A 25,587-nucleotide genomic window follows, 5' to 3' on the forward strand; every position below is an offset into this window, starting at 1 on the left:
AGTTTTTGTTTTAGTCTTCTTTTCTGATGACGGTTCGTTCTGTTTGAATGCTTCCGTCAGTTCCTAAATAAAAATGTGTTTTCCCAACGAGCGAATTGATGCCCAAACGGTAGTTTTTTCCTGCTCCGAAACTTAAATCCACACCAGGAAACACTTCTCTTTCCACATCTACAAAGGCATCCGGATTTGGTTCATAAGAACCAAGTGCAGTTTCAAACTGTTTGGATTCTGTTTCTAAAACTTTGGTAAACTTTTCATTCGCATCTTTTAGTTTAGTGATGGTTTCTTTTTCTTCCTTGTTCAGTTCTTTTTTTTGGCTTTTTTCAACAAGTTTTGTGAGTGCGAGTTGGACCTTATGAAGAGTGATTTCTTTATCTGTGATTTCTTTTTTCATTCGGTTGAGCTCATCCAGTAACTCTGGAGGTGTTCCAATGGCAACTTTGGTTTTTGTTTCTACTACGGCACCGAGTTTGGAGCAGGTAAGGGAGTTTCCAGCAATGATTGTTCCACCCATCACTTCTCCTCTTCCTCCTAATACACGAATGAAATCTTTGGCAGATATTTCTGAATGCATCACTGCTTCTTCCACAAAGATACTTCCTTGGGCAGTGAGTTTTCCTTGTTCGACAAATTTAGCGTAGATATTTCCTTCGGATTCGATATAACCTTCTCCGCGTCCCATAAATCCGCCGGAAAGAACAATGTCTCCTTTGGCTTTGAGAAAGGCTTTTCCTACGGAATTACGAATGATGATGCTTCCATTTGTGGTAAGAGAAAACCCATCTCCAATTTTTTCTTCCACGATGATAGTTCCTGGAAAATCTATATTTCCAGTAGAATAATCGACAGCTTCTAATTGGATTACTTCATCGACTTTGATTTCCCAAGCAGCAGATAAAACAGGTCGACCAGCGATTTTCGCGTACAGTTTGTCCTCTTTTAATTCGACGTTGGGACCAAGATGCCAATCCACCGATTTTTCTTCCTGGTAGGGGATGAGGGTTCCATTGACGGTTTTTCCAAATTCACCTTTTTTTGGTGGAATCCTTTCTGCAATCAGGTCACCGGGTTTTACGGATTGAATGACTCCAATATTTTTATAATCAATTCGACCATGTTCGTCTTCTTCTAACTGAGGTTTGTTGTCCGAACGAAAGTAAATTTTGATTTCTCCATCTTTGCCTGGTATTGGTGCGAAACCCTTGGCGATGGTATAAGGGACAAAAAAGTTTGGGTTTTTGATTTGGTTTTGGATGACAACATCGATGATCCCGACTGAAATTCCGACTGAAGCAATTTGTTCACGTAACTGGTATTCGGTGAGAAGTGCTCCTCCATGTTTTGGTGGGTGGAGGACCATTTTGGCTTCCATATGATCTTCGGAGATTGTGATGTCAGCATAAGAACTGATGGGATCTCCCTTCGACCAAGTTCCAATTTCTACTGGTTTGTTTTCAGCAAGGGCAACTATCTTTTTGATTTGTTCCTGGTTGAAACCTTCAACACCAAAAAGTTGAACCCTGGCCAAAACATCCTTATAATCGACTTTTTTACCTTTGGCCCCGGGTTTGGTGATTTTTAATACAGCTTTGCCACCCGAGTTTTCGATTTGGAAATAACCATTTTCTGAGGCTTCTAAATCTTGGAGGATTCGATCAGTATAAGAGTCTGGGCCAGGCATTTAATTGTATTCTAATAAGTGTGAAACAACATCCTCTTCTCCATTAGTTTTTAATTCTAACTTTGGAGTCATGGAGTCGATTGTATTAATTAGAGTCAGCACTTCTTCAAATTGACAAGAAATTATTCGAGAAAGGTCAATATAAGCGGATCGAAAGTATAAATCTAATGCATTTACCAAGTGGATGTATTCGCTAAAATCGCCACGATCGGTATAAAGAATCGGAGTTTTGGCATAATAACATTCTGCTAAAATTCCATACCCTGGTTTGGTGCATACATAATCGACTGCTGCCACAAGGTCTGGATAATGTGAGACGGATGGAACTAAAATTCCTTCCGATTGGATTCCGGGAACTCCATAAGCAACGAGTTGGATGGACTTGGATAGATTTTCAGTTTGTAGTTTGGTTCCTTCGAGACCATAAGCCCCAAAGGATAAAAGGATATAAGTGATATCATCTTTCAAACCAAACTTTTGTCGGCCCTGCAATTTTGAAAGATTTGGTTTTCTCCCCACGAGACCAATGTTAGACGATTCTAAAAACGGTGGCATAGGACAAGAAAACGGTAAAACCAAAGCTTCTGTAACAAATCCGTATTCCACTTGGAGTTGTTCGCTAAGAACACCAAAATACGAATCGTCTTTTGCGTAATTTTGATAAATAAAATCCCAGGTGAAGTTCCCAATAAACATACTGGGGATTCCTGTTTCCAGAGCAATGGTAATGGGAAACGAAGAACTATCGGTTAGGATTAATCCGATTTTGTTTTTTTTGCAGTATTCCGTTTCTTCTTTTAGGAGTTGTGTTTTCTTTTTTTCAAAATCGATCAGCTCATCTTTGGTGGTTTGTAAATCAATGGAGAGTGAGTTTTTTTGTGAAACTCCTACATCAAGTTTTAGATTCCGAGTTTTTAATTTTGGATGGGAAAAATCCAAAAAGGAGATTCTTGTGCTGACTAAATGAATTTCTTCAATGAATTCTTCTTCTAGGAGGCGTTTTATGATATTTCCGGAACGACTGATATGGCCAAACCCATGGCCTGAAATATAAAAATAAAGTTTCATTTGTTTCTTTGTCTTATGGATTCATACAAAACGATTCCACAAGACATGGCCAAGTTTAATGAGTCCGCTTCCCCAAGCATTGGCAAGTGGAGTGTATCATCGGAAAGTTTTTTTGCATCAGCACTCAGTCCATACTGTTCACTTCCAAAAAGAAAAACTGATTTTTCTTTCATATTGATAGAGGTATAAAGAGTTTTTCCTTCTGGAGTGACCGCATAACGTTTGTAACCTTTTGATTGAAATTGTGTAAGAACCTCTTTTAAATCACCAATATAAACAGGCAAAGTAAAAATAGTTCCGGTACTTGCACGTACCACATTCGGATTAAAAAGATCAATCCTTGGGTCGGTGACAATCACAAGGCCAACACCCGCACCTTCAGCGGTCCTGAGGATAGTCCCGAGGTTCCCCGGTTTTTCCACCCCTTCAATGATGAGAATGGGATTGGTTTCAATTTTTTTGATTTTGTCCCAAGGGACATGGGCATCTGGAGTTTCGGCAACAGCGATAAGGCCGTCAGGTCGATCTCTGTAAGAAATTTTTTCAAAAATTTTACGAGGGAGTTCAAAGATAGGACAATGGACAGACTGGATGAGGGCCTCTTCATTTTCACCTAAAAAACATTCAGGGGAAATGAATAAACTTGTGATATTCACCGGTAAACAAGGAATAGGTGAACTTGGATTACTCGTGATGGCTTTTTTGATTTCACGATACCCTTCGATGAAAAACTTTTTTTCATCATCCCGATTTCTTTTTTCTTTGAGTCCAGCAACCCATTTGACCTTGGGATTGGAAAAACTAGTAATGTATTGTCTTCTGTTTTGCATATGGCAGGATTCGGATCTTTAAACTTGCCTGGTTTATTTAGAGAAGAAAGTACAAAATCCAGCTGGGTATTTTTTTCCTGATTTTTCTGGAATGAATAATTCGGAGGTTTGGTAATTCCCTTTGGTTTTGATTCTAGAAGATAAAATTCTTTCTAAGGTCAAAGGACTAAACCCTTGGCTATGGCAACTGAGGATGACAAATTCTGGTTTGGAATCGGAGAGTTCCATCAGAGCATCCATGAGTTCACTTAAGTTTTCTTCAATTTTCCAAACCTCTCCTTTGGACCCACGACCAAAACTCGGAGGGTCAAGGATAAGGCCTTGGTATTTTTTTCCCCGTTTGATTTCACGACGTATGAATTTCAAAACATCGTCCACAATCCACCTGACTGGTTTGGAATCGAGACCTGAGAGTTTTGCGTTTTCCCTTGCCCAGTCCACCATTCCTTTGGAGGCGTCGACATGGCAAACACTCATACCTGCATCAAGACAAGCGAGGGTGGATCCTCCCGAATAGGCAAATAGGTTTAAAACTTCGAGGCCTTGTTTCTTTTTGCCAATCTCTCTGATGCGGTCCCAATTGGTTTCTTGTTCTGGGAAAAGGCCGATGTGGCCAAAAGGTGTGAGTTTGATTTTGAATGTTAGATTCGAAAATTCGATGGTGAAACTTTCGGGAATTTTCTTTTGGAAATTCCAATGTCCGGCACCAGAATCATTTTTAATGTACTGCGCATGGAGATCGTTCCAAATTCCAGGGTTTTCTTTTCCATAAGCCGAAGTAGGGGAGGAACGTAGGAGTTTGTAACCACCCACGATTTCTAATTTGGATAAGTCACCGGAATCCAGGAGCTCGTAACTTTTTGTCATACCAATTCCAGGAAAATAAAGGTTAGGTCGTCGTCCCAGTCTTTTATTTCTGTTTTAGAAAATGACTCCAAGTCTTGGATGAGTTTTATTTTAAAAAGATGATTCGGTATTTCGCGGTTGGCTCTTAAAAATTCGATAAGTCCCGCTTCTCCATACATAGTTCCGTCTGGATGAAAACATTCCAAAACTCCATCACTGAGGATGAGGATTCTATCTTTAGGTTCTACTCGATGTGTGGTTTCTTCAATTTGGATTTCCGGAAAAACACCGATGATTTTTCCTTTGGGATGAACCTTTATAATTTCTCCACTCGCACGTTGCAGATAGGCACTGGGATGACCCGCCCGGCCAAACCGCCATACTTTCGTAGAAGTATTGAGATACACATAAGACGCGGTTACATACTGTGGATTACAGTTCCCGTATAACACGCGATTCATTCCTTCTAGAACTTGTTTGGGGGAAGAGATATTGTCTTTTTGGGTAGTAAAGGCAACCTTTCCCATAGCAGAGATCAGTGAAGCAGGAATTCCATGCCCCGAAACATCACAAAGAACAATCCCGAGTTCATAAGGATTAGGAGAAAAGTATTCATAAAAATCTCCTCCCACATCTTTCATTGGTTGGATGTAAATTTGCATTTGTAAATTTTTTACATCAGGAATTGTTTTTGGTAGGGACTGCATGAGAATGTCCCTAGAGATTTTTCTTTCCTTTCTAAGGCTTGTGACTTGGGCGAGAGCCAAATCTTTTTCTTGTCGGAGCAGTTGGATTCTGTCTGCCAAAGCAAAGGCAAACAAAGTGATGTCGGCAAGGGAAGCGATGGGGAATAACATTTCTTCCAGAAATGCATTGGAGGGAAGGATTCCAAATTTGAGCAATCCATACACAATGCAGGTAAGGAGCAATAAAACAAAAGCGACAGCAAAATAATAAAAAGATCTAAGCCGTTTGTAAATTCCCCAAATCAAAACACCAAGTAAACTAACACAAATTAGTAAAGAGAGCCATGTCACTCCAATAGAAGCTTCTGAAATCCCACCAAACAAAGAAATAACGGCATTGAGGAGTGAAAAAAATCCCAAAACTTGAAAACATCTGGCCATTTTGGGGATTCTAACTTTCAGTTTTAGAAAATTAGATGTGAAGAGAACAAAGAAAAAGAGACAAACGCTAAAGAAAAAAGGAATTCCAATCCGTTTCCAAAAATAAGAATCGGGAACAAAAAAATAACTCCAGAAACCAAGTAAAGAAAGTTGCCCGAGTCCAAAGAACAATACATAACCAATATAATAAAAATAATTTCGATCTCTTACAAAAAACGCAATGGCAAGATTATATAAAATGATGATTCCTATACTTCCAAAAAATAATCCATAAACCCACTGTGTGATGTAATCTTCTCTTTGTAGATTCCTTTGGTTGGTAAAAATCAGAGAAAACTGCAAAGAAATCTCTGAATGAATCGCAATGAGAATGGTTTCTTTTTCATGCCCTATTCGAAATACAAAATTTCTATGAGGGATTTCTCTTTGGAATACCGGTTGGATGTGACCTGATTTAGATACAATATATCGATTTCCATCATTTTTATGGAATAGTTCCACCGAGTCTATGTTATGTGCCTTGATGAGGAGCAGTGGATATTTAGAAGGATCCGGGAAATTTTTCGGGTTGAGACGAAGCCAAAGAGTTCCTTTTAAAAATCCAAAATTGACAAAGTGATCTTTTATTTCTTTGAATTCACCTATTTGTAATACAGATTCTACAGGTATGGAAGAATTTGGGTCAATCCAGTAAGAGAACTTTGTTGTGTGGATGAGTCTTTCGCCAATATCGTTTTGTGATTCTGAAAAAAGGGAATTGGTAAAAAAAAGAGTGAGGCTTATAAAAAAGAAAAAAATCGATTCGATGGATGGTTTTTTCAATTGTGGGTAATGGACAAGGGATTAACCCCTTGTCCTCTTTCGAATTGGCTTTAAGCCTGTTTTTTTGCTGCTTCGTAAGAAATTTCTTTTGGACCAGTGTAAATTTGGCGTGGTCGACCAATCTTTAAACTTGGATCTTCAATCATCTCTTTCCACTGAGCAATCCAACCTGGAAGTCTACCCATAGCAAACATTACTGTAAACATGTTGGTAGGAATTCCTAAAGCCCGGTAGATGATTCCAGAGTAGAAGTCTACGTTTGGATAAAGTTTTCTTTCTACAAAGTATGGATCATTAAGAGCCGCTTCTTCCAATTCTTTTGCAATGTCAAGGAGTGGGTCTTTGATTCCTAGTTTGTTGAGAACTTTATCACAAGCTACTTTGATGATTTTGGCACGTGGGTCAAAGTTTTTGTAAACACGGTGACCAAATCCATTTAATCGGAAACTGGAATTTTTGTCTTTGGCTTGTTCTACGATTTTTTTCACAGAAAGCCCACTCTTTTTAATTCCTTCTAACATTTCCAAAACTTCTTGGTTAGCACCACCATGACGTGGTCCCCAAAGTGCAAGAATCCCTGCAGAAATCGCTCCATAGAGGTTTGCGAGAGAAGATCCCACCAAACGCACGGTAGACGTTGAACAGTTTTGTTCATGGTCTGCATGTAGGATGAGAAGTAAGTTTAATGCAGAAACAATTTCTGGATCGATATGATAGTCTTCCGCAGGAACCGCAAACATCATATTCATAAAATTGGATGCATAATCCAATTCGTTGAGTGGATGGATGATCGGTTGGCCGATGGATTTTTTGTAAGCGTATGCTGCAATGGTTGGAAACTTTGCAAGTAGTCGGATGATGGAAATTTCTCTATGTTCCTCATTCATTGGATCATAACTATCTTGGTAGTACGTAGACAAACAACCCATCATACAAGACATGATTGCCATCGGGTGTCCATCTTTTGGAAATCCGTTGAACAGGCGCTTGAGATCCTCATGGATCATTGTATGGTTGGTGATGGAAGTATTCCACTCTTTGAGTTGTGCGTCGTTTGGAAGTTTGCCGTAAATGAGTAAATATGCTACTTCAGTAAACGTAGATTTAGCGGCCAAATCATCAATGGGAATTCCACGGTAACGCAAGATTCCTTGTTCTCCATCGAGAAAGGTAATATCACTGGTGCAAGCACCTGTATTCAAATAACCGGAATCAATCGTAACATAACCTGACAATTGGCGGAGTTTAGTAATATCAATTGCCTTCTCGTCTTCGCTTCCCACTAAAATCGGAAGTTCGAACTCTTTCCCATCCACTTTCAGAATTGCCTTTTCGGACATATCTTCTCCTGTATATCTCTGTCTATTTCAAAGGATAGACAGGGGAAAGGGTGGGGAAAAGTCATTTTTTACAACTTGTGGTATTTTTTCATAATGTCATAGGCGTAGAAATTTGAGACCACGATGCGACAGTAATCTCTCGACTCTTTGTAAGGAAGGTCTTCCAAAAAATGGTTAAAATCACCGGTATAAACAGACTTCTTCCACTTCCGTAAATTCCCCGGGCCTCCGTTGTATGCGATGGATGCCCATTTCAATTCGTTGTCGTTGGATTTCAAAAGATAGGCTAAAAATTTTGTCCCCAAACGGATGGAGGTTTCGGGCTCATAGAGGGAGTAGGAAGTGATTCCCATACGTGAGGCGAGTTCCTTTCCTGTCGCCGGCATAATTTGCATGAGACCCCGAGCATTGGATCTTGAGGTCGCGGTTTCTTTAAAAAAGGATTCTTGTCGCATCAAAGCATATACCTTGTCTTCGGAGATATCATTTTCCTGGGCGTAACGAGAGACGATGTTTTGGTGTGGCCTTGGATACATGCGGACGGAAAGGGAAGTGGGGAGTAAAATGGGGTCATCTGGGATCAAATGTCTTTTGAGAAGAGACCTTGTGTGAAATGCAGTATAATATGTGTTATATGTTAAGTCTCCAATCCCCACCAGAATTTCATCCTTTTCTTCTTCGGAAAGGTTCTCTCGTTTGACATGAAAATTAACGAGACTTAAACCCAAACTATCTTCTCCGACGCGGAAGTATTCTTTGGCAAGGTTCAAAAGTTTATGCCCTTGGATTCGTGAGCTCATTCCACCCAGTTTATTTCCTAATTCATAAGAATCTTTTGGGTATACAAATCCTAAGTTTCTACCAAGGATCGCATAAGATTCTTCGGGGATTCCAGCCGTATAAGATAGATATTCAAATAAATATTCTTTGTTGTAAGTTGGATTGTCCGGTTTGTTTCCTTCTTTGATGATGGATAAAAATTCTTCTCGGATCACTCGTGTATAATAAGATCCGGGACAAAGAGCATAATATCGTTTCAGTTCTTTTTTTAACTTCTCCGTCTCACCACTTTCTTTGAGGGATCGTAAGTACCAATACACAAGTCTGCCTTTGACGGGGAGATTGGGAATTTCAGCAAGGGCTCTTTCAAATTTTGCGAGTGGAGCAAAATTAGATTTTTCACCTTTGCGATCCACAAGGTATTCAATCAGTCTGTCCTGGTAAAAAAGATTAAAAGGATATTTCCCTAAATATAAAACTAAATTTTCAAAATACAGTTCACGATCACCTAATCTGTCGTAAGTGGCTGCAAGTATTCTGTAGTATCCTGCATCTTTTCCAGGAAATGTTTTTAAAAGTTCAATCGCATTTTGGAATTTATTTTGTTGGTATAAAATGTCCGCCAAACTAACAATCCAAGAGGAATCCATGTCCACAAAGGTTTTATTTGCACGTAAAACCCTAAAAAGTTCATTGATTTTTCCCGTTTTGGTTAAAACAGAAGTAAGATTTTTGAATCCTTCGTAATAAGCAAGTCTTGTGGAAAAGAGTTCAGGCCTTGTGCGAAACACGGCTTCTTTATCATTATGATTGATCGCAGGCAAGAGAAGGGTGAATTCTGATGGAGCCAGTTGTAAAATACTTCCCGATCCTTTGTATTTGGACCAGTCCGCAGCAATCATCTGCACAGTAGAGTCAGAAAGTCCTTCTCTTTGTAGACAATTCAACCATTCTTCTACGGCTGCCTTTTCGTCACCTAATATGAGTTTTGCTTTTCCATACCGATATTGTGTATCCCCTGTCAGAAGGTATCGTTTGTGCGATTCTTGGATGGAGTTAATTTTATCTAAAATTTCCTTCCATTGGTTGTTTGCGGCAAGGAGACGAACGAGTTCATCAAGTAGCCTGCGGCAAATCGGATCTTCTTCCAAATTCAATCGATTCAAAAATTGGATTCTTTCTGCCGGAGTGAGATAATTTTTTTGTGTGATTTCTGTATACAACTTCCAATAACTTAGTTTAAAAAGGGTGGTTTGGAAAGGCATCGTTTGTGTCAGGATTTTTCTTACTTCTTCTTCCGAGGATTCTGTGACAAAAACACCGCGCACAAGAGAAATCAAATACCGAAACCGTTTCTCCTTGTCTCCGTTAGGTGCTTTTTCATGGAATTCAATTAAACTATAAACTTCACTTTCACGGGATGGGTTTGTATTTCGAAAGTGACTTTCGATTTGCCCCCACTGATGAGATTTGATTAAATATTGAAGGTCAGTGTCCGCAAATAGGGATGTTGTGAAAAAGAGAAGAATTCTACTTGCTAACCAAAAATGCCTCATGCATACTTCCTATGATTACGAATTTAGAGAGGGAAGGTTCCTCTCCTTATGAGCTTACAAACAGAATACAAACTGCAATGGCCGGAATACCGGATTGAATTCCATCCTGGGCCTCCGATTCCAAAAAAGGCCAACCTGAATGAACTTTGGCCAAACCTTCGTGCCTTTTTTTCGGGCAATCAGTCTCGTTTTGCAAACTATCTCTTCTATTTATCGACCGATTTTTCTGGGGGGTTCAGCCTTTGTTCCGTTCTGGGAGAAAATGAGGTCACCTTTCGCTTCCGGGACCCGCAACTTGTCTCTCCCTCTCCTTTTCCAAAAGAAACTTTGGAACAAATTTGGGAACTTTGCCAAAAACGTGAGTTTGAAGAAATGGAAAGGGAGGACTGGGAGCTAATTGGATTTGGGTTTTTGTATTTGGGAAATGTCCTCGAGTTTCGCAATTGGGTTTTGAAAACCAAAGATTTTTTTGGCCAAACCGATGACAATCGTAGGTTTTTGTTTTTGCTTGGTTGGGAAAGTTCTGAGTTCCCCTATGAAAACTCCATTTTACATATGTTAGTCGAATATGAAAGAGGGAACAGAGATTCTATCAATTTTAAAACACTTACCGATGCAGTAACACTAGATTCCCATTGGCAAATTTCAGGAGTTCTGTTTCATGCGATCGAAACAGGATGGTTTACCGGAGAAGAAACATTCCGATTTTGGAAATTTCTCATAGGATTTTATGCAGAATGGGATGATTGGGAACAACAAAAATTCCGTTCTGTTTCACTTGGAAAAATTCCTGCCTTTCCTGCTTTGCGTTACGCCAAACGATATTTTCCATATAACACTTTTGTTTTATACAGACAGGATCTGGAAACTAATCTTCGAGGTGATTGGACCTATGGAGATGGATTCGGTTATGAACTCACACACCAAATGGATCCCTTTGTGGAAACAGTTGTAAGGTTTCGTAACGAAAAAGAAAGGTTCGAGGAAGAACTAAAAAATGAATTATGGAAAAGACCTTATTCATACTTTATCAATTTACAATTGGCTTTTATTCGTTTTGTAAAAAAAGAAAACCAAAGTTTTTTGGAATTTTATAAAAAAGCCGGAAGACTTAAATATTTACCTATGGCTCTCAATTTGTATTGGAGGGTTTTAAAAGTCAATGGAGAAGAGGTTCTTTCGAAATCCATTGAACGGACGTTAGTGGCCACTGGCGAATCAACAAACATTCCGGAAGGTTGGGAATAAAATGCCTCTTTCACAAGAACAGATTATGGAACTCTCCAAATTGCAGAAAATGCTAAGGAATTTGGAGAAAATTGAAAGAAACGCAAAAAATGATCTGCAAAAGGAAAGAGTTGCCTTTGACATTGAACGTTACAGGCGGCGTATGCAAGAAGTCTCTCCCGAAGGTATCCCGGATAACTTAGAGCAGACCATGCGGAATGCAAAAACCAGAGAGGAAAACCCAGAAAACCTCAAACACAAAGTCATTTCTCAGTATCCTGTAATGAAAATCACTCCCAATTCAAATGATAGCGAAATCAATCAGATTGGAACACTTGTGAATATTATGGATTTGGAATACATTCCAATCCTTGGAGATGGTCATATTAAATTTGATTATTCCCATGCCACAGAAAGGGATTCTGTTCTCAAATATATGGAGAACTTACGTAGGAACATGAAAATCCTTGTGGAAACGGTAGAAGAATATGCTGCTGCCGACAAACAAGAGTTTCGTGAACAGCTTTCTCGGATGAAAAACAAACAATCCCGTATTTTTATTGCTGAGTCTTTTGAAACTTTGGGTAAATTTCGAGATTTCCTCACTGCAGTGAATAAAGACATCAAAGATGGGGTAAATGTCATTATGAACATGGAAGAACCTATCAAATTCAATCCAAGGTTTGAAAAGGCCACGGTTTTGGAAGGTCGTTCCATCATGGAAGGGCTTCGCGAATTTCAAGAATTTGCGGAAGAGGCATGTGATTTGATTCGACTCCCGTCCTTTCGAGGGTAAAAAAACCTTTTCATTCCCGGGGGGAACAAGGACACTGTGAAAAATCACATTCACGGACTCGTAACAGCATGGCATTAGTCAAAAATCAGACCGAAGTTACCAATTCAACTATTGGTGAGAATTCTTACTTCAACGGTAAATTCTTCATCAATGGATCTCTTAAAATTGACGGTAAATTCGAGGGAAAATCCCTCCAAGCCGAACACCTCTACATTGGTGTTACCGGAAAGGTCAAAACCAACATCACTGCTGCCAGTGTCATCGTAGAGGGAATTGTTGTTGGAAACGTCACTGCCAGAAACCGCGTGATGCTCCTTCCTACCTCAAAAATTCTAGGAGATATCAAAACTCCAGAGCTTATCATCCAAAACGGGGTGATTTTGGAAGGACGTTGTATGATTTCCAACGACCTCAAACACAGTGCCAAAGACCTAATTGAATTGGAATACTCAAAAGATTCCTTAAGTGTAGAGAAGATTTTTGGGAAACAACCAAACGCAAAAGAATAATTGAAAACCATTCTGATTTCGGAAGGTGATCCAACAAGTATCAACTATGAACTTTTGGTTTCCGCCTTCCCTCTGTTGCAATCCTTAGGGAAACACCACCGCATCTATCTGGTGCGTGGGCCTCACAACATCCATGTTCCCTCTCTCCCCAACCTCTCCAAACCCAGTGCGGAACCAGGGTTTTATTCCCTTTCTTGGCTTGGTTCTCAAAAATCTCGTTCTTTTGTTCTCGGAAAACCTTCTAAAACATCTGGTCAGATGGCCTATGATTCGTTGCTAGCCGCTATGGATTTACAAAAGGAACTCGGAGCTGACCTCATCACTTTGCCTCTCTCCAAAGAGTGGGTACAAAAGGCTGGGGTGAAAGGATTTCGGGGCCATACAGAAACTCTAGCCGAGTATTATAAACGACCTACCTTTATGATGATGAGTGGGGAAAAATTAAACGTCATCCCCTTAACCACCCATGTCCCTTTGAAAGATGTGGTAAAAGAATTAAAAAAGTTTTCTTGGAAGGAATTGGCAAAGGCTCTCATCCGTTCACAGTTTTTAAAAAATCCGAAGATTGCCTATTTGGGCCTTAACCCCCATGCCGGTGAAGGTGGAAAGATCGGGGACGAGGAATCGACCCTACTTGGTGTCGGTGCCAAAGTACTCCGAAAAGCAAAGTTCGCCGTAGAGGGACCACTTTCCGCCGATTCCGCCTTTTTACCAGGTGCTAAGCCGTACGATTTGTATTTGGCTTCCTACCACGACCAAGGACTCATTCCATTTAAATTGCTTGAAGGGAAAAAGGGAGTCAACATAACCTTAGGACTGGATTTTACCCGTGTGTCCCCCGACCACGGAACGGCCTTTGACATTGCAGGTAAAGGTTTAAGTGATCCCACAGGACTCATCTCCTGTTTAGAACGACTCACGGAGAATACAAAAACAAAGCCATGACACTATTGGAAGTCCTTGCCTTTCCGGTTCTTTTTATTTGGTTTGTGGGCCTCCTTCTCACTCTGTTCCGGAGAGATTTGGAATCCCATTGGAAGTTTTTTTTCTTCCTCGTATTTTGTTTTTATTTGGTTCAATTTTTCCCTGAATTTTGGGAAGGGGTGGCTCGTTGGAAGGAAAACCCGAAAGCGGAGGTCCTCATTTGGATTTCGGCTATGGGAAATTCTATCTATGTATTTTTGTTCTTTTTATGGCCCCTTGTTCTCATTCGCATTTATTATTCCGCATCCAATAATTTAAGTAAAACCTTGATCCCGGCACTTGCCTATGGGACGGTTCTGTATTGGGCTTTATTTTTTCTTTGGACTATGTATTCCAAAGAGTTCAATGGTTGGCTTCATCAAGTTTTCACAATAAGTAAATAAAAAGGGCATACAATGGCAGTTCCATTTATAGATATCAAACGATTTGAACCAGGATTTTTGGACACCTGGAATGAAAAAGTAAAGTCCATGTCAGTAAACGCACAGTTTATCGGTGGAAACGAAGTGACCGATTTGGAAACAAATCTTGCAACTTGGGCAGAGACAAAGTATGCCATTGGTTGTGCCAATGGAACTGATGCTTTACAATTGGCACTGCGTGCAGTGGGAGTGGGTCGTGGCGACAAAGTGTTGTTACCTGATTCTACTTTCTGGGCTACTTTTGAGGCTGTGGTGAATGTGGGCGGTGATCCTTATACAGTGGATACCAATCCTATTGATTTACAAATGGACTTCCAAGTATTTAAGGAAGCTGTCGAAAAAATTAAACCAAAAGCGGCTCTTGTGGTTCATTTATACGGCTGGGGAACTGCAAATATCGAAGACCTTCGAAAGTTCTGCAAAGAAAAAAACGTGGCTCTCATTGAAGACGGGGCGCAATGTTTTGGTGTCAGACACAATGGAAAGTCCTTATACAAAGACGCTCTTATTTCCACAACATCCTTTTATCCTGCAAAGGTGTTAGGTGCTGCCGGTGATGGTGGTGCGGTATTTACAAACGATGAAGAATTATCTATCGTCACACGTAGGCTTGTTAATCATGGACGCACTTCGCATTACGAACATGGACTTGTGGGTTGGAACTCAAGACTTGATTCCTTGCAAGCTGCTTTTTTAAACTTATCTTTAAAACACTTACAAGCAAGAATTGATTCTCGTAAAAAGTCACAAAACGTATACTACAAAGAATTACCAGGCCTTGGAATTGGTGTTATCAAACCTCCTAAAGATTATGAGGAAAACGGATACTGTAACGTGACTTTGGTGGACCCTGAAGTTCGTCCCAAAATAGAAGCTGTTCTCAAGGACAAAGGAATTGGATTTGGAAATATCTATCCAGGGGCTATGTCTGACCAACCAGGCGCCAAACCATACCTCATCGAAAGATTTGGTAAGGATGGAAATGCTCGTAGGATTTCTAAATCCGTTCTTAACTTTCCACTTTTTGCTTATATGACAGATTCTGAATTGGATGAAGTGTTTAGTGCGATAAAAGCCTATAACGCGACCAAATAATGGAAAAGTTTAGAGTCGGAGTATTTTTATTCTTTTTACTCATCCTTGCGGTGTTAACTTTTAGTTTATCTAAAAGTTGGCGCCTTTATGATGATGGGTATGAAGTGACAGTAGAAACTCCCGAGTCTAAGGAAAAAGACAATAAAGATAATACTCCTGAACCCTCTGATAGTTTAGATTTAGAAGACGGGAACGGGAAGATCTATTGGAAACAATACTTCATTTACCCACATGGACTTGTGACGGAATCCGGTGGGTTTGGTCCTGATGGAATTTTATCACACGCTAGAAATTTATACTCCATCAACTTAAAAGATGGAAAAGTCCAAAAACTCTTTCCTCATGATGTTTACATTTGGGATTTTTTTGTGGGAGACTTTGCCAAAAAAACAGTTTCAAACACAATCGATGATCCCAAAGAAGATGTTCTCTATTTGGAGAAAAAAATCATCATCCTTGCTGTCACAGAAGATAGTAATTTGGATGGGGTTTTGAATTATAAGGATCATAAATTGGTTTATCTTTTTGATCCAGAAACCAGTGGTTTACAAACGGTCCTTCCTCTTGGATTTCATTTCCGAAAACTCGTATACAATTCGGCAAAGAACCACCTTACATTAGTTTTAGGAAAGAATCCGGAAAAACAGATCAATAAAAGAAGAAAACTCCCGGAACCTGAAATCAAACTTCATATTTTTGATTATGATGCGAGTTCTTCCAAAGGAATCTTAAGTGGATCTTTGGAAGCATTGGTCACACCAACAAGTCCCAATCCATAAAATAAAAAAGCCTTGAGATTTCTCCCAAGGCCATTCATGAAACAATCATCGATTGTTTTTGGATGTTTGTCTTTTTTTAGTTTTTAAGACAAAGCATCCTTTACTAAATCTTCTTGTTCCTTTAAGTGAGTGACCACGTGACCACAAGCAGGGCTTGGGAACTCCGATCGACCAGCATAATGCAAACGTTTGTTTTCTGGCATCACCGCTTCAATTCGATCCCTAACAAAGAACCAAGCACCTTGATTTTTCGGTTCTTCCTGTACCCATACAAATTTTTTCAGTTTTCCGTAACTGGTGATCATTTGTTTGATATGGTTTTCTGGGAACGGGTATAGTTGTTCGATTCGAACCACTGCCACGTTTTCTAGTTTTTGTGCATCGATGGCTTTGCGTAAGTCATAGTATACCTTTCCAGAACAGAAAAGTAACTTCTCTACTTTTTCCGGTTTTGCCACAGGATCAGGAAGGATCTTTCTAAAGGCACCTGTTGTGATGTCTTCCAAACTAGAGGCTGCATCTTTCAAACGAAGCAGTGACTTGGGTGTCATGATGATGAGCGGTTTTCTAAAACTTTGGAGGATCTGACGACGTAGTATATGGAAGTACTGAGCCGGTGTGGTCAGGTTTGCCACTTGGATATTGTCGAGAGCACAAAGTTGTAAGAACCTTTCGAGTCTTGCCGAAGAGTGTTCTGGACCTTGGCCTTCATATCCGTGTGGGAGTAAACAAACAAGACCAGACATCCTTTGCCATTTGATTTCGGAACTGGAAATGAACTGGTCAAAGATTACCTGTGCGTTGTTTGCAAAGTCTCCAAACTGCGCTTCCCACATCACAAGGCTATTCGGATCAGCAAGCGAATACCCATACTCAAATCCGAGGCAGGAATATTCAGAAAGAGAGGAGTTTACAATTTCTATCTTTGCTTGTTTGTCGCTGATATGATTGAGGAGGGTGAGTTTTTTCCCATTTACGATGTCCGAAAGAGTCGCATGTCTGTGAGAGAAAGTTCCCCTTTGTGCATCTTGACCTCCGAGACGAATCGGAAATCCGTTTTCTAAAATGGAACCAAAGGATAGTGATTCTGCAAAACCCCAATCAATTGGCAATTCCCCAGCTCCCATTTTTTTACGGTCTTCCAATACTTTAATGTGTTTTGGATTGGCTGTATAACCTTCAGGAAGGGTAGTGACTGCTTTGACAATTCCACCTAATTGTTGTTGGAGGAGTTGGGTATGAACATCTGAATCTAAAGGTTCTTTTGTGTATCTAGACCAAACCCCACCCAGTGTATCTACGGTAATGCGAGTGTCTTTTTCCTTTGCTTGTTGGAACGAGTCCTCAAGGCCTTGGGCAATTCCATCTTTAATGAACTGGATTTCATCTTGAGTGATGTCCCCACGTTGCAATAATTTCTCTTCATAAATTTTGATGGTTTTGGGATGTTTTTTGATGATATCATACATCTGTGGTTGTGTGAAAGTTGGTTCATCCGTTTCGTTATGTCCAAGCCTTCTATAACAGATAAGATCGATGATCACATCTTTTTTGAATTTTTGACGGTATTCTAACGCAAGTTTTGTGACTCGGTAAGTGGCTTCCGGATCATCCCCATTCACATGGAAAATAGGAACTTGGAATCCTTTGGCAAGGTCTGTTGCATACAAAGTCGATCTGGACTCGCTAGGAAGAGTGGTGAATCCAATTTGGTTATTGATCACAATGTGGAAAGTTCCCCCCACCGTATAACCATCTAGGTTCATCATGTTGAGAGTTTCTGCCACCACACCTTGTCCGGCAAAGGCAGCATCCCCGTGGATGGCGACTGGCATAAATTTAGAACGGTCTACGTCTTTTGCCATTTCTTGGCGAGCACGGACCGATCCAAAAATCACTGGGTCTACAGCTTCTAAGTGAGAAGGGTTGAAGGCAAGAGAGAGTTTGACTTCTTTTCCGTAATGGGTCATGACATTGTTTGAATACCCAAGATGGTATTTTACGTCTGCATAACCGAGTTGGCCTGGGTTTAGTTTTTCTTCGAATTCAGCAAAGATAAGTCCTGCCGGTTTACGAATGATATTCACAAGAACATTCAAACGTCCCCTATGTGCCATACCGATCACAAGAGCATCCATTTTATGACCACCTGCTTCTTCCACAAGGGTATCAAGCATAGGGATCATGGTTTCCCCACCTTCGAGAGAAAAACGTTTTTTCCCTACGAATTTTTTGGCGAGGAAGTTTTCAAAACTATCCGCTTGGTAAAGTTTTTCAAACAAACGTAAGGCGGTCTTTTTGTTAATGGGTTCGCTGTTGGCGAGTGGTTCCATTCGGTTTTGTAACCACTCACGTTCCTCATCATTGACGAGGTAGTAGTGTTCACAACCGATGGATCCGCAATAGGTTTTTTCAAACCAGTCGATGACGTCTTTTAGTTTGGCTTTTCCTAAGTTGGCAACTCCAGAATCCACTTCTGTGTCTAAGTCCGTTTGTTTTAAGGCTTTGACTTTGAGGTCAATAAATTCGCGGTTGGGTTTGTTGATTCCGAGTGGGTCTAGGTTTGCAGCTAAGTGCCCTTGTCTTCTGTAGGCATTGAGAAGGTTGATGATCCCGAAGTCACTGAGTGAAGAACCTTTTCGGTGTTCGGTGGATGCATAGTTCACATATCCATTTCCACCAAATCCATTTCCATTGGATCCGTTACCGGAAACCGATGATCTTTCTAATTCTCCAAAAAAGTCGATCCAGTCTTTTGATAAACTCTGCGGATCTTCTTTGAATTGTTTGTAATACTCTTCCAATAATACGACGTTATCGCCGTATAAACTCATCATCTGGTCGGTTGTCATATACTCTCCCTAAAACAACAAAACAACAGTTTATTTACGAATGGATGGACCATTTCGCATCAGCATCCATCGCCGCTTCCCGAAGTACTTCAGAAAGAGTTGGGTGGGCATGTGTAGAACGAGCAATGTCTTCTGCACTGGCACCAAATTCAAAAGCAATCGCAGCTTCGGCAATCATGTCGGAAGCTCTTGGTCCTACGATATACACTCCGAGAAGTTTATCCGTTTTTTTATCAGCAATGACTTTGACTTGCCCATCAGTTTCATTCATGGCTTTGGCACGAGCATTGGGTTTGAACATGTACTTACCCACTTTGTATTCGATGCCTTTGGCTTTTAGTTCTTCTTCGCCAAGCCCTACCCAAGCCACTTCTGGCCAAGTGTAAACGATCCAAGGAATGGCTTTGTAATTCACATGGCCATACTTTCCACAAATGAGTTCGGCAACGGCAATCCCTTCGTCTTCCGCTTTGTGAGCAAGCATGGGGCCATCCACCACATCTCCAATGGCATAAATATTAGGAACATTGGTTTGAAATTTATTAAGTTCTACTTTGATGCGACCACGGTCTGTCATCTCGACTCCAATTTCTTTGGCACCGAGTCCATCTGTGTTCGGGCGGCGACCAATGGAAACAAGAACCTTATCTCCTTCGAGAATGGTTTTTTTACCGTCTTTGCCTTCGATTTCCACTTCTACTTTTTTGCCTTTGACCTTCGCACCATGTACTTTGGTTTCAAAGAGAAAGTTTATCCCTTGTTGGGTTAACAATCGTTCTGCTAGACTGGCAATGGCTTGGTCAGCAGTTCCGAAAAGTCGTGGCATAAGCTCCACCACAGTCACTTTCGCACCGAGTCGTAACCAAACCGATCCAAGTTCCAGTCCGATCACTCCAGCACCCACAATGATGAGGTGTTCGGGAACAGAGTCTAGAGCAATGGCATGGTCGGAGGTAACAATATTTTTTCCATCCACAGGAAGGGGAGGGATTTCAATCGGAGTGGATCCGGTAGCAATGATGATATTCGTTCCAGAGATGGATTCTTTTTTTCCATCTTCTGCAGTGATCGAAACTTCTGTTTTCGAAACAAAACTGGCGTGACCCAAGTAACGAGTGATTTTATTTTTTTTCATCAGGTAGTCGACACCGGATGTCACTTCACTCACCACTTTGTCTTTACGAGCCATCATTTTAGCGATGTCGATTTTGACATCTTTCACGGAGATTCCGTGATCCGCTAATTTGTGTTTTGTTTTGTGATATTCTTCAGAAGAGTCGAGAAGGGCTTTGGAAGGGATACAACCCACGTTGAGACAAGTCCCACCGAGAGTTTTTCTTTTTTCAATGATGGCAACTTTTTTACCGAGTTGGGCCGCGCGAACCGCAGCCACATACCCACCAGGTCCTGCACCAATGACAATGATATCGTATTGTTCCATAATTTCCTTATACCTCAAAGAGGAGTCTTGTTGGGTCCTCTACCATTTCTTTGATTTTCACAAGGAACTGCACCGCTTCCTTTCCATCCACGATTCTGTGGTCATAAGAAAGAGCCAGATACATCATAGGGCGAATCACAATTTGATCGTTCACAACTACCGCACGTTTGACGATGTTGTGCATTCCGAGAATTCCCGATTGTGGAGGGTTGAGGATGGGAGTCGACATCATCGATCCATACACACCACCGTTGGAGATGGAGAAAGTTCCGCCTTCCATATCTTCGAGAGAGATTTTACCGTCTTTCACTTTGCCGGCAAGCCTTGCGATCTCTTGTTCCACACCAGCAAAACTGAGTAGGTCGGCGTTACGCACAATGGGAACCACAAGACCTTTTGGTCCACCCACAGCCACTCCGATATCATAGAAGTTTTTGTAGACGATGTCTGTTCCTCGAATCTCCGCATTGATCGCAGGGTAAGCTTTTAATGCCGCAACTACTGCTTTGGTGAAAAGAGACATGAACCCAAGACCCACACCGTGAGTTTCTTTGAACTTGTCTTTGTATTTATTGCGAAGTTCCATAATCGGAGACATGTCCACTTCGTTAAACGTAGTAAGGATGGCAGCGGTATGTTGCGCTTGGACGAGCCTGTTTGCAATTGTTTGGCGAAGCTTCGTCATTGGCACCACGGTTTCTCTTGGGCCCGCATTTGCAGAAACCACAACCGCTCTTGGAATCTCAGGGGAAGCTGCTTTAGGAGCAGAGGCACTGGAACCACCTTTTTCCATAAAGAGGATCACATCTTCTTTTGTGATTTGTCCGTTGCGACCAGTTCCAGTGATTTTGGATGCATCTAACTTATTTTCTTCGATGAGTTTGCGAGCGGCAGGAGGAAGTTCTTCGTTCACTTTTCCTGTGTTAGGTTGGGCACTTGCAACTTCTGCTTTTGGAGCAGGAGCACCGGAACTAGCAGGAGCAGAAGCCACAGCACCTTCTTCAATGGTGCCCATGATATCACGCACATGAACCACATCCCCCACCTTTTTGGTGATGGATTTCAAAACCCCGGAAGTGGGAGCAGGAATCTCTAATGAGACTTTGTCTGTTTCTAAAATAGCGAGCACTTCGTCTACTTTTACGGCATCGCCTTCTTTTTTGGTCCAAGCACTGATGGTCGCTTCGGTTACGGATTCCCCCATCTCGGGGACTTTGATATCTATTGCCATGAAATGTTCCTTAGCAGGTTTTTAGAGAAAAATAGCGTTTTTGAGGAGTGAGATCCCATTTGAATCTAAGACTACGGTAACTTGTCGGAAGGTAAAAACGCAAGCGGAAAAAACGAAAAGGCCTTGAGTTTGTGCCTGTTCGCCTGTGCTTAGAACTATGATCCGTTCTTTCCAAGGCCATACACCTTCTATCCACTCTACGGCCTGGGTGGCACCCTCCGCTGACATAATGGGAAAAGTTTCCATTGGTGAAGAGTCGTCCATTTGGTTCCAATGTGTACTTCGTGGTGACGTAAATACCATCACCATTGGCAAACATGTGAACATTCAAGACATGACTCTCGTACATGTGGCAAGAGATCTCTTTCCTGTCACCATTGGGGATTATGTATCCATTGGCCACCATGCGACCATCCACGGTTGTGTTCTGAAAGACCATAGTTTTGTCGGGATGGGGGCTATGCTTATGGATGATGTGGAGATTGGAGAATGGTCTTTTGTGGGCGCAGGATCTCTCGTTCCTCCAGGAAAAAAAATTCCACCGGGAGTTCTTGTGATGGGTAGCCCTGCCAAAATCATCCGAGACATCACAGACAAAGATAGGGAAATCATCACCCGCACGGCAAACAACTATGCGAAGTATAAAGAAAACTATCGTTCGGAAGGAATTGGGGGCACATCCCTTTCCTAAAGGAAAGGGACCGGGCTATTCGCTCCAATCTTTCGTATGCACGAAAGGATTTCCGCTTCTATCCCTTGTGCGGGAATCGATACATCGGTTATCACATGTTTCTAATCGAATTTATGTTAGTTGGAGAGTCCTTATTTTTTTTCTCCACTTCCATTTTTGTTAAGATTGGATTCTTGTTTGAATCTAAGGTTCAAGGTCGACTTTTGGATTTCTTGTTTCACGGAATCAAAGTCATCAAATAAAAAAATAGTATAAAGATCCGGTAGTTCTCTTTTATGAACTGCGGTGACAATGGAATATTTGTAACCGGCACCAAATTCAGAAGTTGCTTCAAGAAAAAAATTGGCACCCCAGTCCGCATGAAATAATGCCAAAGTTTCTGCTGACAGATCACTCTTTTTGATTTTATCCATACACTGGCATACATTGGCAGCCGTTGTTAATGCTTGTTGTTTATGTAATCCAATTTTTTCAAAATCCATCCCATCCAATTTTGGTGGGAGAGAGCCAATTAAATATCTAACCTCTAGTTTCTTTGTATTGTGTTTGATTGCAAAGTCATAATACAAATTTGGATTTTCTTTAGTTTCTGTTTTTTGAAAGTCTGAGCTGAAGCTAAATTGGAGTTGATAATCACTTATTATTTTTTCAAAAGCTTCCCCTTGCCAAGCCACCAAGGCAAAAGTTGGAATTAGAAATAGAATCAAATGGGAAATATTAATTTTCATTTTATACCTTGGGTTTTCTAAGCTTGATCATTCATTTTTTATTTCAGGTTGTATTCTGTTTAATGAATTGGCTTTTATTTTAATTCAAATTTTCCATTCAGGATTTTATCTAGTTCTTCTTTTGTCGGTTGCATTTTTTGTATTTCTTGTTCAGAAGGAGTGATTTTTGATTTTATTTGATCTGTATTCAATCCATAACAAGGATCACTTGGATTTGTTTTTTGGTTTTTAATGGCATTGATCCATGTACAAGAAATTTTCATATAACCTAATGGACTTGGATGAACGTTATCATAATAATCCTCCGGAAGACCTAGGATCGGATGCATATCAACCAAAGTGATTCTTGATCTAAGAGATGGTACAGTATTGATCCAATTAGTTTCTATTAGTTGATTATACTCTCTGATATTTGTACTTAGAGTTTCATAGTTTGGTAGTATAGTAGCAGCTGCTGGTGAAATTCGAATGATTTTAGCAAGAAAAACTTGCGTTTTTGGATTCTTTGCAAGTAAAGCATTCACAACCTTAAAGAGATCTGTCATTGCATTGTTTGGAGATTTACCTTGGATTAGATCATTTGTCCCTGCGTGAACCAGTGTAATGTCAGCAAAACTCGCATAATTTGCAATTTGGAGAAGTTGGTCATTTCGCCAGCCAGGATAACCGTCGTGGGTTTGAGTATTCGTGATCCATTGTTGAGGGTTTGATCCTCCGCTTTGGTATCCTTCTGTAGTAAATATAAATGCTTTGTTGGTAATGGCAAATTCAGTCATCCAAACTCTATATCCACCAACAGCTTGGTTGGGAGGCATACAGATAAATTGTCCAATAGAAGAAACTGGGCAAAAACCCCAGTCAGTAAATCCAAATCCATAAGTAATGGAATCCCCAAAAGGTCGAATTAAAACAGGTTTGGTTATATCATAAGATAAATTTTTAGTCTGAGCCTCGATATTGAATGTCAGTAGCAATGTAATGGTTAGAAGTAAAAGTTTGATTTTTTGATTTTTGTTTTTCATTTTATCTACCTATCTGTTTTTTTGTCGAATATTTGGTATTTTGCATTTCAGCTAACTCGGAGTATATGAGTCTATTACCTGATCATGTAAACGATTAAATTTGATTTTTTGTTTGGGCGCATTGTTTTTTATATCAATTCTTTTCGTAAATGGAAAACTTTTGTTTCCCTGAATCAGGGAGATCCTAGTTTTCTATTTGTCGTAATTCTTAAGAATAAAAATATGATAAGCATAAGAGGGGAGTTAAAGTTTGTATACACTCATTCGTTTTGAAAATGTAGAATTAGCGCATATCCAAGTTGAAAAAGGAGGAGTAAAATCCTTTCCTTGTGGTTTTGATGCATCCAAACATACGATGGAAAAATCATCCCAAAGATTGGATTTAAAAAAAATCAGAGTAGCCGTTGCCAAATCAGCAAATGCTGATTCCGATATCTGTGGGACTTGTGTGGGTGCCTTGTATTCTAGTTGATTCGTTTGGATGGATATCATCTAAGAATGGAAATCCGCTTGCCTTACCTTAAGCGGAAATCCAAAATATCCTTTAGGTTATGAAACTATTATTCCAGTTTACCTTGGCATTTGCCTTATCTTTCAGTTTTTCCTGTAATTTGCACTATTTTTCCATTGCAAACCATGGAACAAAAAATTCAGAAGTCTATGAAAATCTGCAGCAAGGGAAACTTCGTTTTAATCTTATTCGAAAAGCTGAATCCGGAAAAACAAATTTATATAATTCATCCGCACTCGAATATGAATTATCCAAATCAAAATTATTCAAGTTAAGCCAAACTACCAAAATAGATTTAACATATACATCCTCTTCGGGAGTGAACGGCGCCGGGATCTCTACAATTCTTTTTCTATTGACACTCGGGATTTTTCCTTCTTTGGAAGAATCACATTCTTGGGTAACCTTTACTCTTTCCAATAGAGATGATAAAAAACTAATCCGTGATTATACATACCCAATCAAAGGGAGAAGGATCAACTCCTGGTTAACGATTCCGTTTTATCTTATCCTTCCTATTTTTTCTAAATCCTTTGATGGTGGCATTGAGTATAACACTTCGAGTGCCTCCATTCGTTTGCTTGTGGATGCATTTGAGACTGATTTTGCAAATGATTGCAAAGAGAATCCAGAGTTATTGGAAAAATTACAATATCTTAGTCGGGAAATGATTGAATTATAAAAAATTAATTTTTTTTTCGATTGTTTTACTTTATTGTAAATAGAGGCGTTTTTCAGCTGTAATCTGTTGTTTTGTTAGTTGACGAATGTTTTGCGCAATCAATAGTTAGCTGGTGAAATTATTTGTATTTCTTTCGTCCATGGTTCTTTTTGTAAATTGTAGCCAACTTGGAAAATCGGGGATTGGTGAAGAGACCATTCTTGGTCGAGATATTTACGATGAACTGACAGTATATATCGGGCTTTATATGCAAGATGTTGCAAACGATCGTTTGAATTACTCCCGCAGGTTAAACGAGGTAACCATCCTATCCCGTTGGCCAGATGGAATGGGGGTAAGTTATCAAAAAAGAGATCTTTCATTTAACAAAAAAAAGGCGAGGTCTTGTATCGCACTGACTTCAAGTTACCTTCTTGCTTCAAGAGATGCTACGGGAACTTTGCTTTTAGCAACGGGTTGTAAACTCGAACCGGTGGCTCCCAATCCTCTTCCTTAAAAAGTAAAATTTAAACTTCAGTTTACTTCTTATTTTTGCAAAAAATACACAACTCTTGCTCTGCGAAAAAT

At 40.2% G+C, this 25,587-nt stretch carries 23 protein-coding genes; 11 read left to right on the top strand and 12 right to left on the bottom strand.

Annotated features, from left to right (window positions below):
- Window positions 1-10: 10 nt before the first annotated feature.
- The 7 genes from EHR01_RS00680 to EHR01_RS00710 form a co-directional block, all read right to left on the bottom strand.
- On the bottom strand, window positions 11-1,681 hold the full coding sequence (locus tag EHR01_RS00680) for a DUF342 domain-containing protein (RefSeq protein ID WP_135692603.1): 1,671 nt from the start codon (window positions 1,679-1,681) through the stop codon (window positions 11-13).
- Window positions 1,682-2,749, bottom strand: a complete 1,068-nt coding sequence (locus EHR01_RS00685; RefSeq protein ID WP_135692605.1) for a glycosyl transferase — start codon at window positions 2,747-2,749, stop codon at window positions 1,682-1,684.
- Window positions 2,746-3,579, bottom strand: coding sequence for a TrmH family RNA methyltransferase (locus EHR01_RS00690; RefSeq protein WP_135692607.1), 834 nt, complete (start codon window positions 3,577-3,579; stop codon window positions 2,746-2,748). Before EHR01_RS00690 ends, EHR01_RS00685 begins: the two co-directional genes overlap by 4 nt.
- Before the next feature lie 33 nt (window positions 3,580-3,612).
- Window positions 3,613-4,446, bottom strand: coding sequence for a class I SAM-dependent methyltransferase (locus tag EHR01_RS00695; RefSeq protein ID WP_135692609.1), 834 nt, complete (start codon window positions 4,444-4,446; stop codon window positions 3,613-3,615).
- Window positions 4,443-6,374, bottom strand: coding sequence for a SpoIIE family protein phosphatase (locus tag EHR01_RS00700; protein WP_244309931.1), 1,932 nt, complete (start codon window positions 6,372-6,374; stop codon window positions 4,443-4,445). The genes EHR01_RS00695 and EHR01_RS00700 overlap by 4 nt, the downstream gene beginning before the upstream one ends.
- Before the next feature lie 50 nt (window positions 6,375-6,424).
- Window positions 6,425-7,714 carry a citrate synthase gene (locus EHR01_RS00705; protein ID WP_135692611.1) on the bottom strand — a complete coding sequence of 430 codons (1,290 nt, stop codon included), beginning with the start codon at window positions 7,712-7,714 and terminating at the stop codon, window positions 6,425-6,427.
- 68 nt (window positions 7,715-7,782) lie between these two features.
- Window positions 7,783-10,050 carry a lytic transglycosylase domain-containing protein gene (locus EHR01_RS00710; protein ID WP_135692613.1) on the bottom strand — a complete coding sequence of 756 codons (2,268 nt, stop codon included), beginning with the start codon at window positions 10,048-10,050 and terminating at the stop codon, window positions 7,783-7,785.
- Window positions 10,051-10,098: 48 nt separating this feature from the next.
- On the opposite strand from EHR01_RS00710, the gene EHR01_RS00715 reads away from it, so the two are divergent.
- The 7 genes from EHR01_RS00715 to EHR01_RS00745 all read left to right on the top strand — a co-directional run bounded on the left by EHR01_RS00715 (window position 10,099) and on the right by EHR01_RS00745 (window position 15,862).
- A complete protein-coding gene (locus EHR01_RS00715; RefSeq protein WP_135692615.1) occupies window positions 10,099-11,298 on the top strand; it encodes an LBF_1011 family protein in 1,200 nt (399 codons plus the stop codon).
- Window position 11,299: 1 nt separating this feature from the next.
- Entirely contained in the window at window positions 11,300-12,073 is a 774-nt protein-coding gene (locus EHR01_RS00720) for a hypothetical protein (RefSeq protein ID WP_004785268.1), read from the top strand.
- 68 nt (window positions 12,074-12,141) lie between these two features.
- Window positions 12,142-12,582: a bactofilin family protein gene (locus EHR01_RS00725; RefSeq protein WP_002973191.1), complete on the top strand. Its 441-nt coding sequence runs from the start codon at window positions 12,142-12,144 to the stop codon at window positions 12,580-12,582.
- Window positions 12,583-13,527 (top strand): PdxA family dehydrogenase, encoded by a 945-nt coding sequence (locus EHR01_RS00730; RefSeq protein ID WP_135692617.1) that lies wholly within the window; start codon window positions 12,583-12,585, stop codon window positions 13,525-13,527. It begins immediately after the preceding gene.
- Window positions 13,524-13,949 carry a hypothetical protein gene (locus EHR01_RS00735; RefSeq protein ID WP_135692619.1) on the top strand — a complete coding sequence of 142 codons (426 nt, stop codon included), beginning with the start codon at window positions 13,524-13,526 and terminating at the stop codon, window positions 13,947-13,949. Before EHR01_RS00730 ends, EHR01_RS00735 begins: the two co-directional genes overlap by 4 nt.
- A gap of 12 nt (window positions 13,950-13,961) precedes the next feature.
- Window positions 13,962-15,083: a DegT/DnrJ/EryC1/StrS aminotransferase family protein gene (locus tag EHR01_RS00740; protein ID WP_135692621.1), complete on the top strand. Its 1,122-nt coding sequence runs from the start codon at window positions 13,962-13,964 to the stop codon at window positions 15,081-15,083.
- Window positions 15,083-15,862, top strand: a complete 780-nt coding sequence (locus EHR01_RS00745; RefSeq protein ID WP_208721720.1) for a hypothetical protein — start codon at window positions 15,083-15,085, stop codon at window positions 15,860-15,862. The genes EHR01_RS00740 and EHR01_RS00745 overlap by 1 nt, the downstream gene beginning before the upstream one ends.
- 83 nt (window positions 15,863-15,945) lie before the next feature.
- On the opposite strand, the gene EHR01_RS00750 is transcribed toward EHR01_RS00745, so the two are convergent.
- Genes EHR01_RS00750 through odhB form a run of 3 tightly spaced genes read right to left on the bottom strand, consistent with a single transcriptional unit; the run spans window position 15,946 to window position 21,386 of the window.
- A complete protein-coding gene (locus tag EHR01_RS00750; RefSeq protein WP_135692625.1) occupies window positions 15,946-18,714 on the bottom strand; it encodes a 2-oxoglutarate dehydrogenase E1 component in 2,769 nt (922 codons plus the stop codon).
- 34 nt (window positions 18,715-18,748) lie between these two features.
- Window positions 18,749-20,158 (bottom strand): dihydrolipoyl dehydrogenase, encoded by a 1,410-nt coding sequence (lpdA, locus tag EHR01_RS00755; RefSeq protein ID WP_208721733.1) that lies wholly within the window; start codon window positions 20,156-20,158, stop codon window positions 18,749-18,751.
- A 4-nt stretch (window positions 20,159-20,162) separates the two neighbouring features.
- On the bottom strand, window positions 20,163-21,386 hold the full coding sequence (gene odhB / locus EHR01_RS00760; protein ID WP_135692629.1) for a 2-oxoglutarate dehydrogenase complex dihydrolipoyllysine-residue succinyltransferase: 1,224 nt from the start codon (window positions 21,384-21,386) through the stop codon (window positions 20,163-20,165).
- A gap of 157 nt (window positions 21,387-21,543) precedes the next feature.
- Between odhB and EHR01_RS00765 the strand changes: the two genes are divergently transcribed.
- Window positions 21,544-22,077 carry a gamma carbonic anhydrase family protein gene (locus EHR01_RS00765; protein WP_135692631.1) on the top strand — a complete coding sequence of 178 codons (534 nt, stop codon included), beginning with the start codon at window positions 21,544-21,546 and terminating at the stop codon, window positions 22,075-22,077.
- A 131-nt stretch (window positions 22,078-22,208) separates the two neighbouring features.
- Here EHR01_RS00765 and EHR01_RS00770 read toward each other — a convergent pair whose 3' ends face one another.
- Together EHR01_RS00770 and EHR01_RS00775 are read right to left on the bottom strand one after the other, a co-directional pair.
- Window positions 22,209-22,805 (bottom strand): hypothetical protein, encoded by a 597-nt coding sequence (locus EHR01_RS00770; protein WP_135692633.1) that lies wholly within the window; start codon window positions 22,803-22,805, stop codon window positions 22,209-22,211.
- Window positions 22,806-22,879: 74 nt separating this feature from the next.
- Entirely contained in the window at window positions 22,880-23,827 is a 948-nt protein-coding gene (locus tag EHR01_RS00775) for a GDSL-type esterase/lipase family protein (RefSeq protein ID WP_135692635.1), read from the bottom strand.
- Window positions 23,828-24,077: 250 nt separating this feature from the next.
- Between EHR01_RS00775 and EHR01_RS00780 the strand changes: the two genes are divergently transcribed.
- The 3 genes from EHR01_RS00780 to EHR01_RS00790 all read left to right on the top strand — a co-directional run bounded on the left by EHR01_RS00780 (window position 24,078) and on the right by EHR01_RS00790 (window position 25,516).
- Window positions 24,078-24,299, top strand: a complete 222-nt coding sequence (locus EHR01_RS00780; RefSeq protein WP_135692637.1) for a hypothetical protein — start codon at window positions 24,078-24,080, stop codon at window positions 24,297-24,299.
- 79 nt (window positions 24,300-24,378) lie between these two features.
- Window positions 24,379-25,020: a hypothetical protein gene (locus EHR01_RS00785; RefSeq protein WP_135692639.1), complete on the top strand. Its 642-nt coding sequence runs from the start codon at window positions 24,379-24,381 to the stop codon at window positions 25,018-25,020.
- A gap of 112 nt (window positions 25,021-25,132) precedes the next feature.
- Complete coding sequence (locus EHR01_RS00790) at window positions 25,133-25,516, top strand: hypothetical protein (RefSeq protein WP_167482915.1); 384 nt, start codon at window positions 25,133-25,135, stop codon at window positions 25,514-25,516.
- Window positions 25,517-25,587: the final 71 nt, after the last annotated feature.

Origin of the sequence: Leptospira mtsangambouensis, assembly GCF_004770475.1 — a bacterium.
GTDB classification, from domain to species: domain Bacteria; phylum Spirochaetota; class Leptospiria; order Leptospirales; family Leptospiraceae; genus Leptospira_A; species Leptospira_A mtsangambouensis.

Coding starts and splice junctions, on each gene's coding strand:
- EHR01_RS00680 (WP_135692603.1), bottom strand. CDS start 1,681: ATGCCTGGCCCAGACTCTTATACTGATCGAATCCTCCAAGATTTAGAA.
- EHR01_RS00685 (WP_135692605.1), bottom strand. CDS start 2,749: ATGAAACTTTATTTTTATATTTCAGGCCATGGGTTTGGCCATATCAGT.
- EHR01_RS00690 (WP_135692607.1), bottom strand. CDS start 3,579: ATGCAAAACAGAAGACAATACATTACTAGTTTTTCCAATCCCAAGGTC.
- EHR01_RS00695 (WP_135692609.1), bottom strand. CDS start 4,446: ATGACAAAAAGTTACGAGCTCCTGGATTCCGGTGACTTATCCAAATTA.
- EHR01_RS00705 (WP_135692611.1), bottom strand. CDS start 7,714: ATGTCCGAAAAGGCAATTCTGAAAGTGGATGGGAAAGAGTTCGAACTT.
- EHR01_RS00710 (WP_135692613.1), bottom strand. CDS start 10,050: ATGAGGCATTTTTGGTTAGCAAGTAGAATTCTTCTCTTTTTCACAACA.
- EHR01_RS00715 (WP_135692615.1), top strand. CDS start 10,099: ATGAGCTTACAAACAGAATACAAACTGCAATGGCCGGAATACCGGATT.
- EHR01_RS00720 (WP_004785268.1), top strand. CDS start 11,300: ATGCCTCTTTCACAAGAACAGATTATGGAACTCTCCAAATTGCAGAAA.
- EHR01_RS00725 (WP_002973191.1), top strand. CDS start 12,142: ATGGCATTAGTCAAAAATCAGACCGAAGTTACCAATTCAACTATTGGT.
- EHR01_RS00735 (WP_135692619.1), top strand. CDS start 13,524: ATGACACTATTGGAAGTCCTTGCCTTTCCGGTTCTTTTTATTTGGTTT.
- EHR01_RS00740 (WP_135692621.1), top strand. CDS start 13,962: ATGGCAGTTCCATTTATAGATATCAAACGATTTGAACCAGGATTTTTG.
- EHR01_RS00745 (WP_208721720.1), top strand. CDS start 15,083: ATGGAAAAGTTTAGAGTCGGAGTATTTTTATTCTTTTTACTCATCCTT.
- EHR01_RS00750 (WP_135692625.1), bottom strand. CDS start 18,714: ATGACAACCGACCAGATGATGAGTTTATACGGCGATAACGTCGTATTA.
- odhB (WP_135692629.1), bottom strand. CDS start 21,386: ATGGCAATAGATATCAAAGTCCCCGAGATGGGGGAATCCGTAACCGAA.
- EHR01_RS00765 (WP_135692631.1), top strand. CDS start 21,544: ATGATCCGTTCTTTCCAAGGCCATACACCTTCTATCCACTCTACGGCC.
- EHR01_RS00770 (WP_135692633.1), bottom strand. CDS start 22,805: ATGAAAATTAATATTTCCCATTTGATTCTATTTCTAATTCCAACTTTT.
- EHR01_RS00775 (WP_135692635.1), bottom strand. CDS start 23,827: ATGAAAAACAAAAATCAAAAAATCAAACTTTTACTTCTAACCATTACA.
- EHR01_RS00785 (WP_135692639.1), top strand. CDS start 24,379: ATGAAACTATTATTCCAGTTTACCTTGGCATTTGCCTTATCTTTCAGT.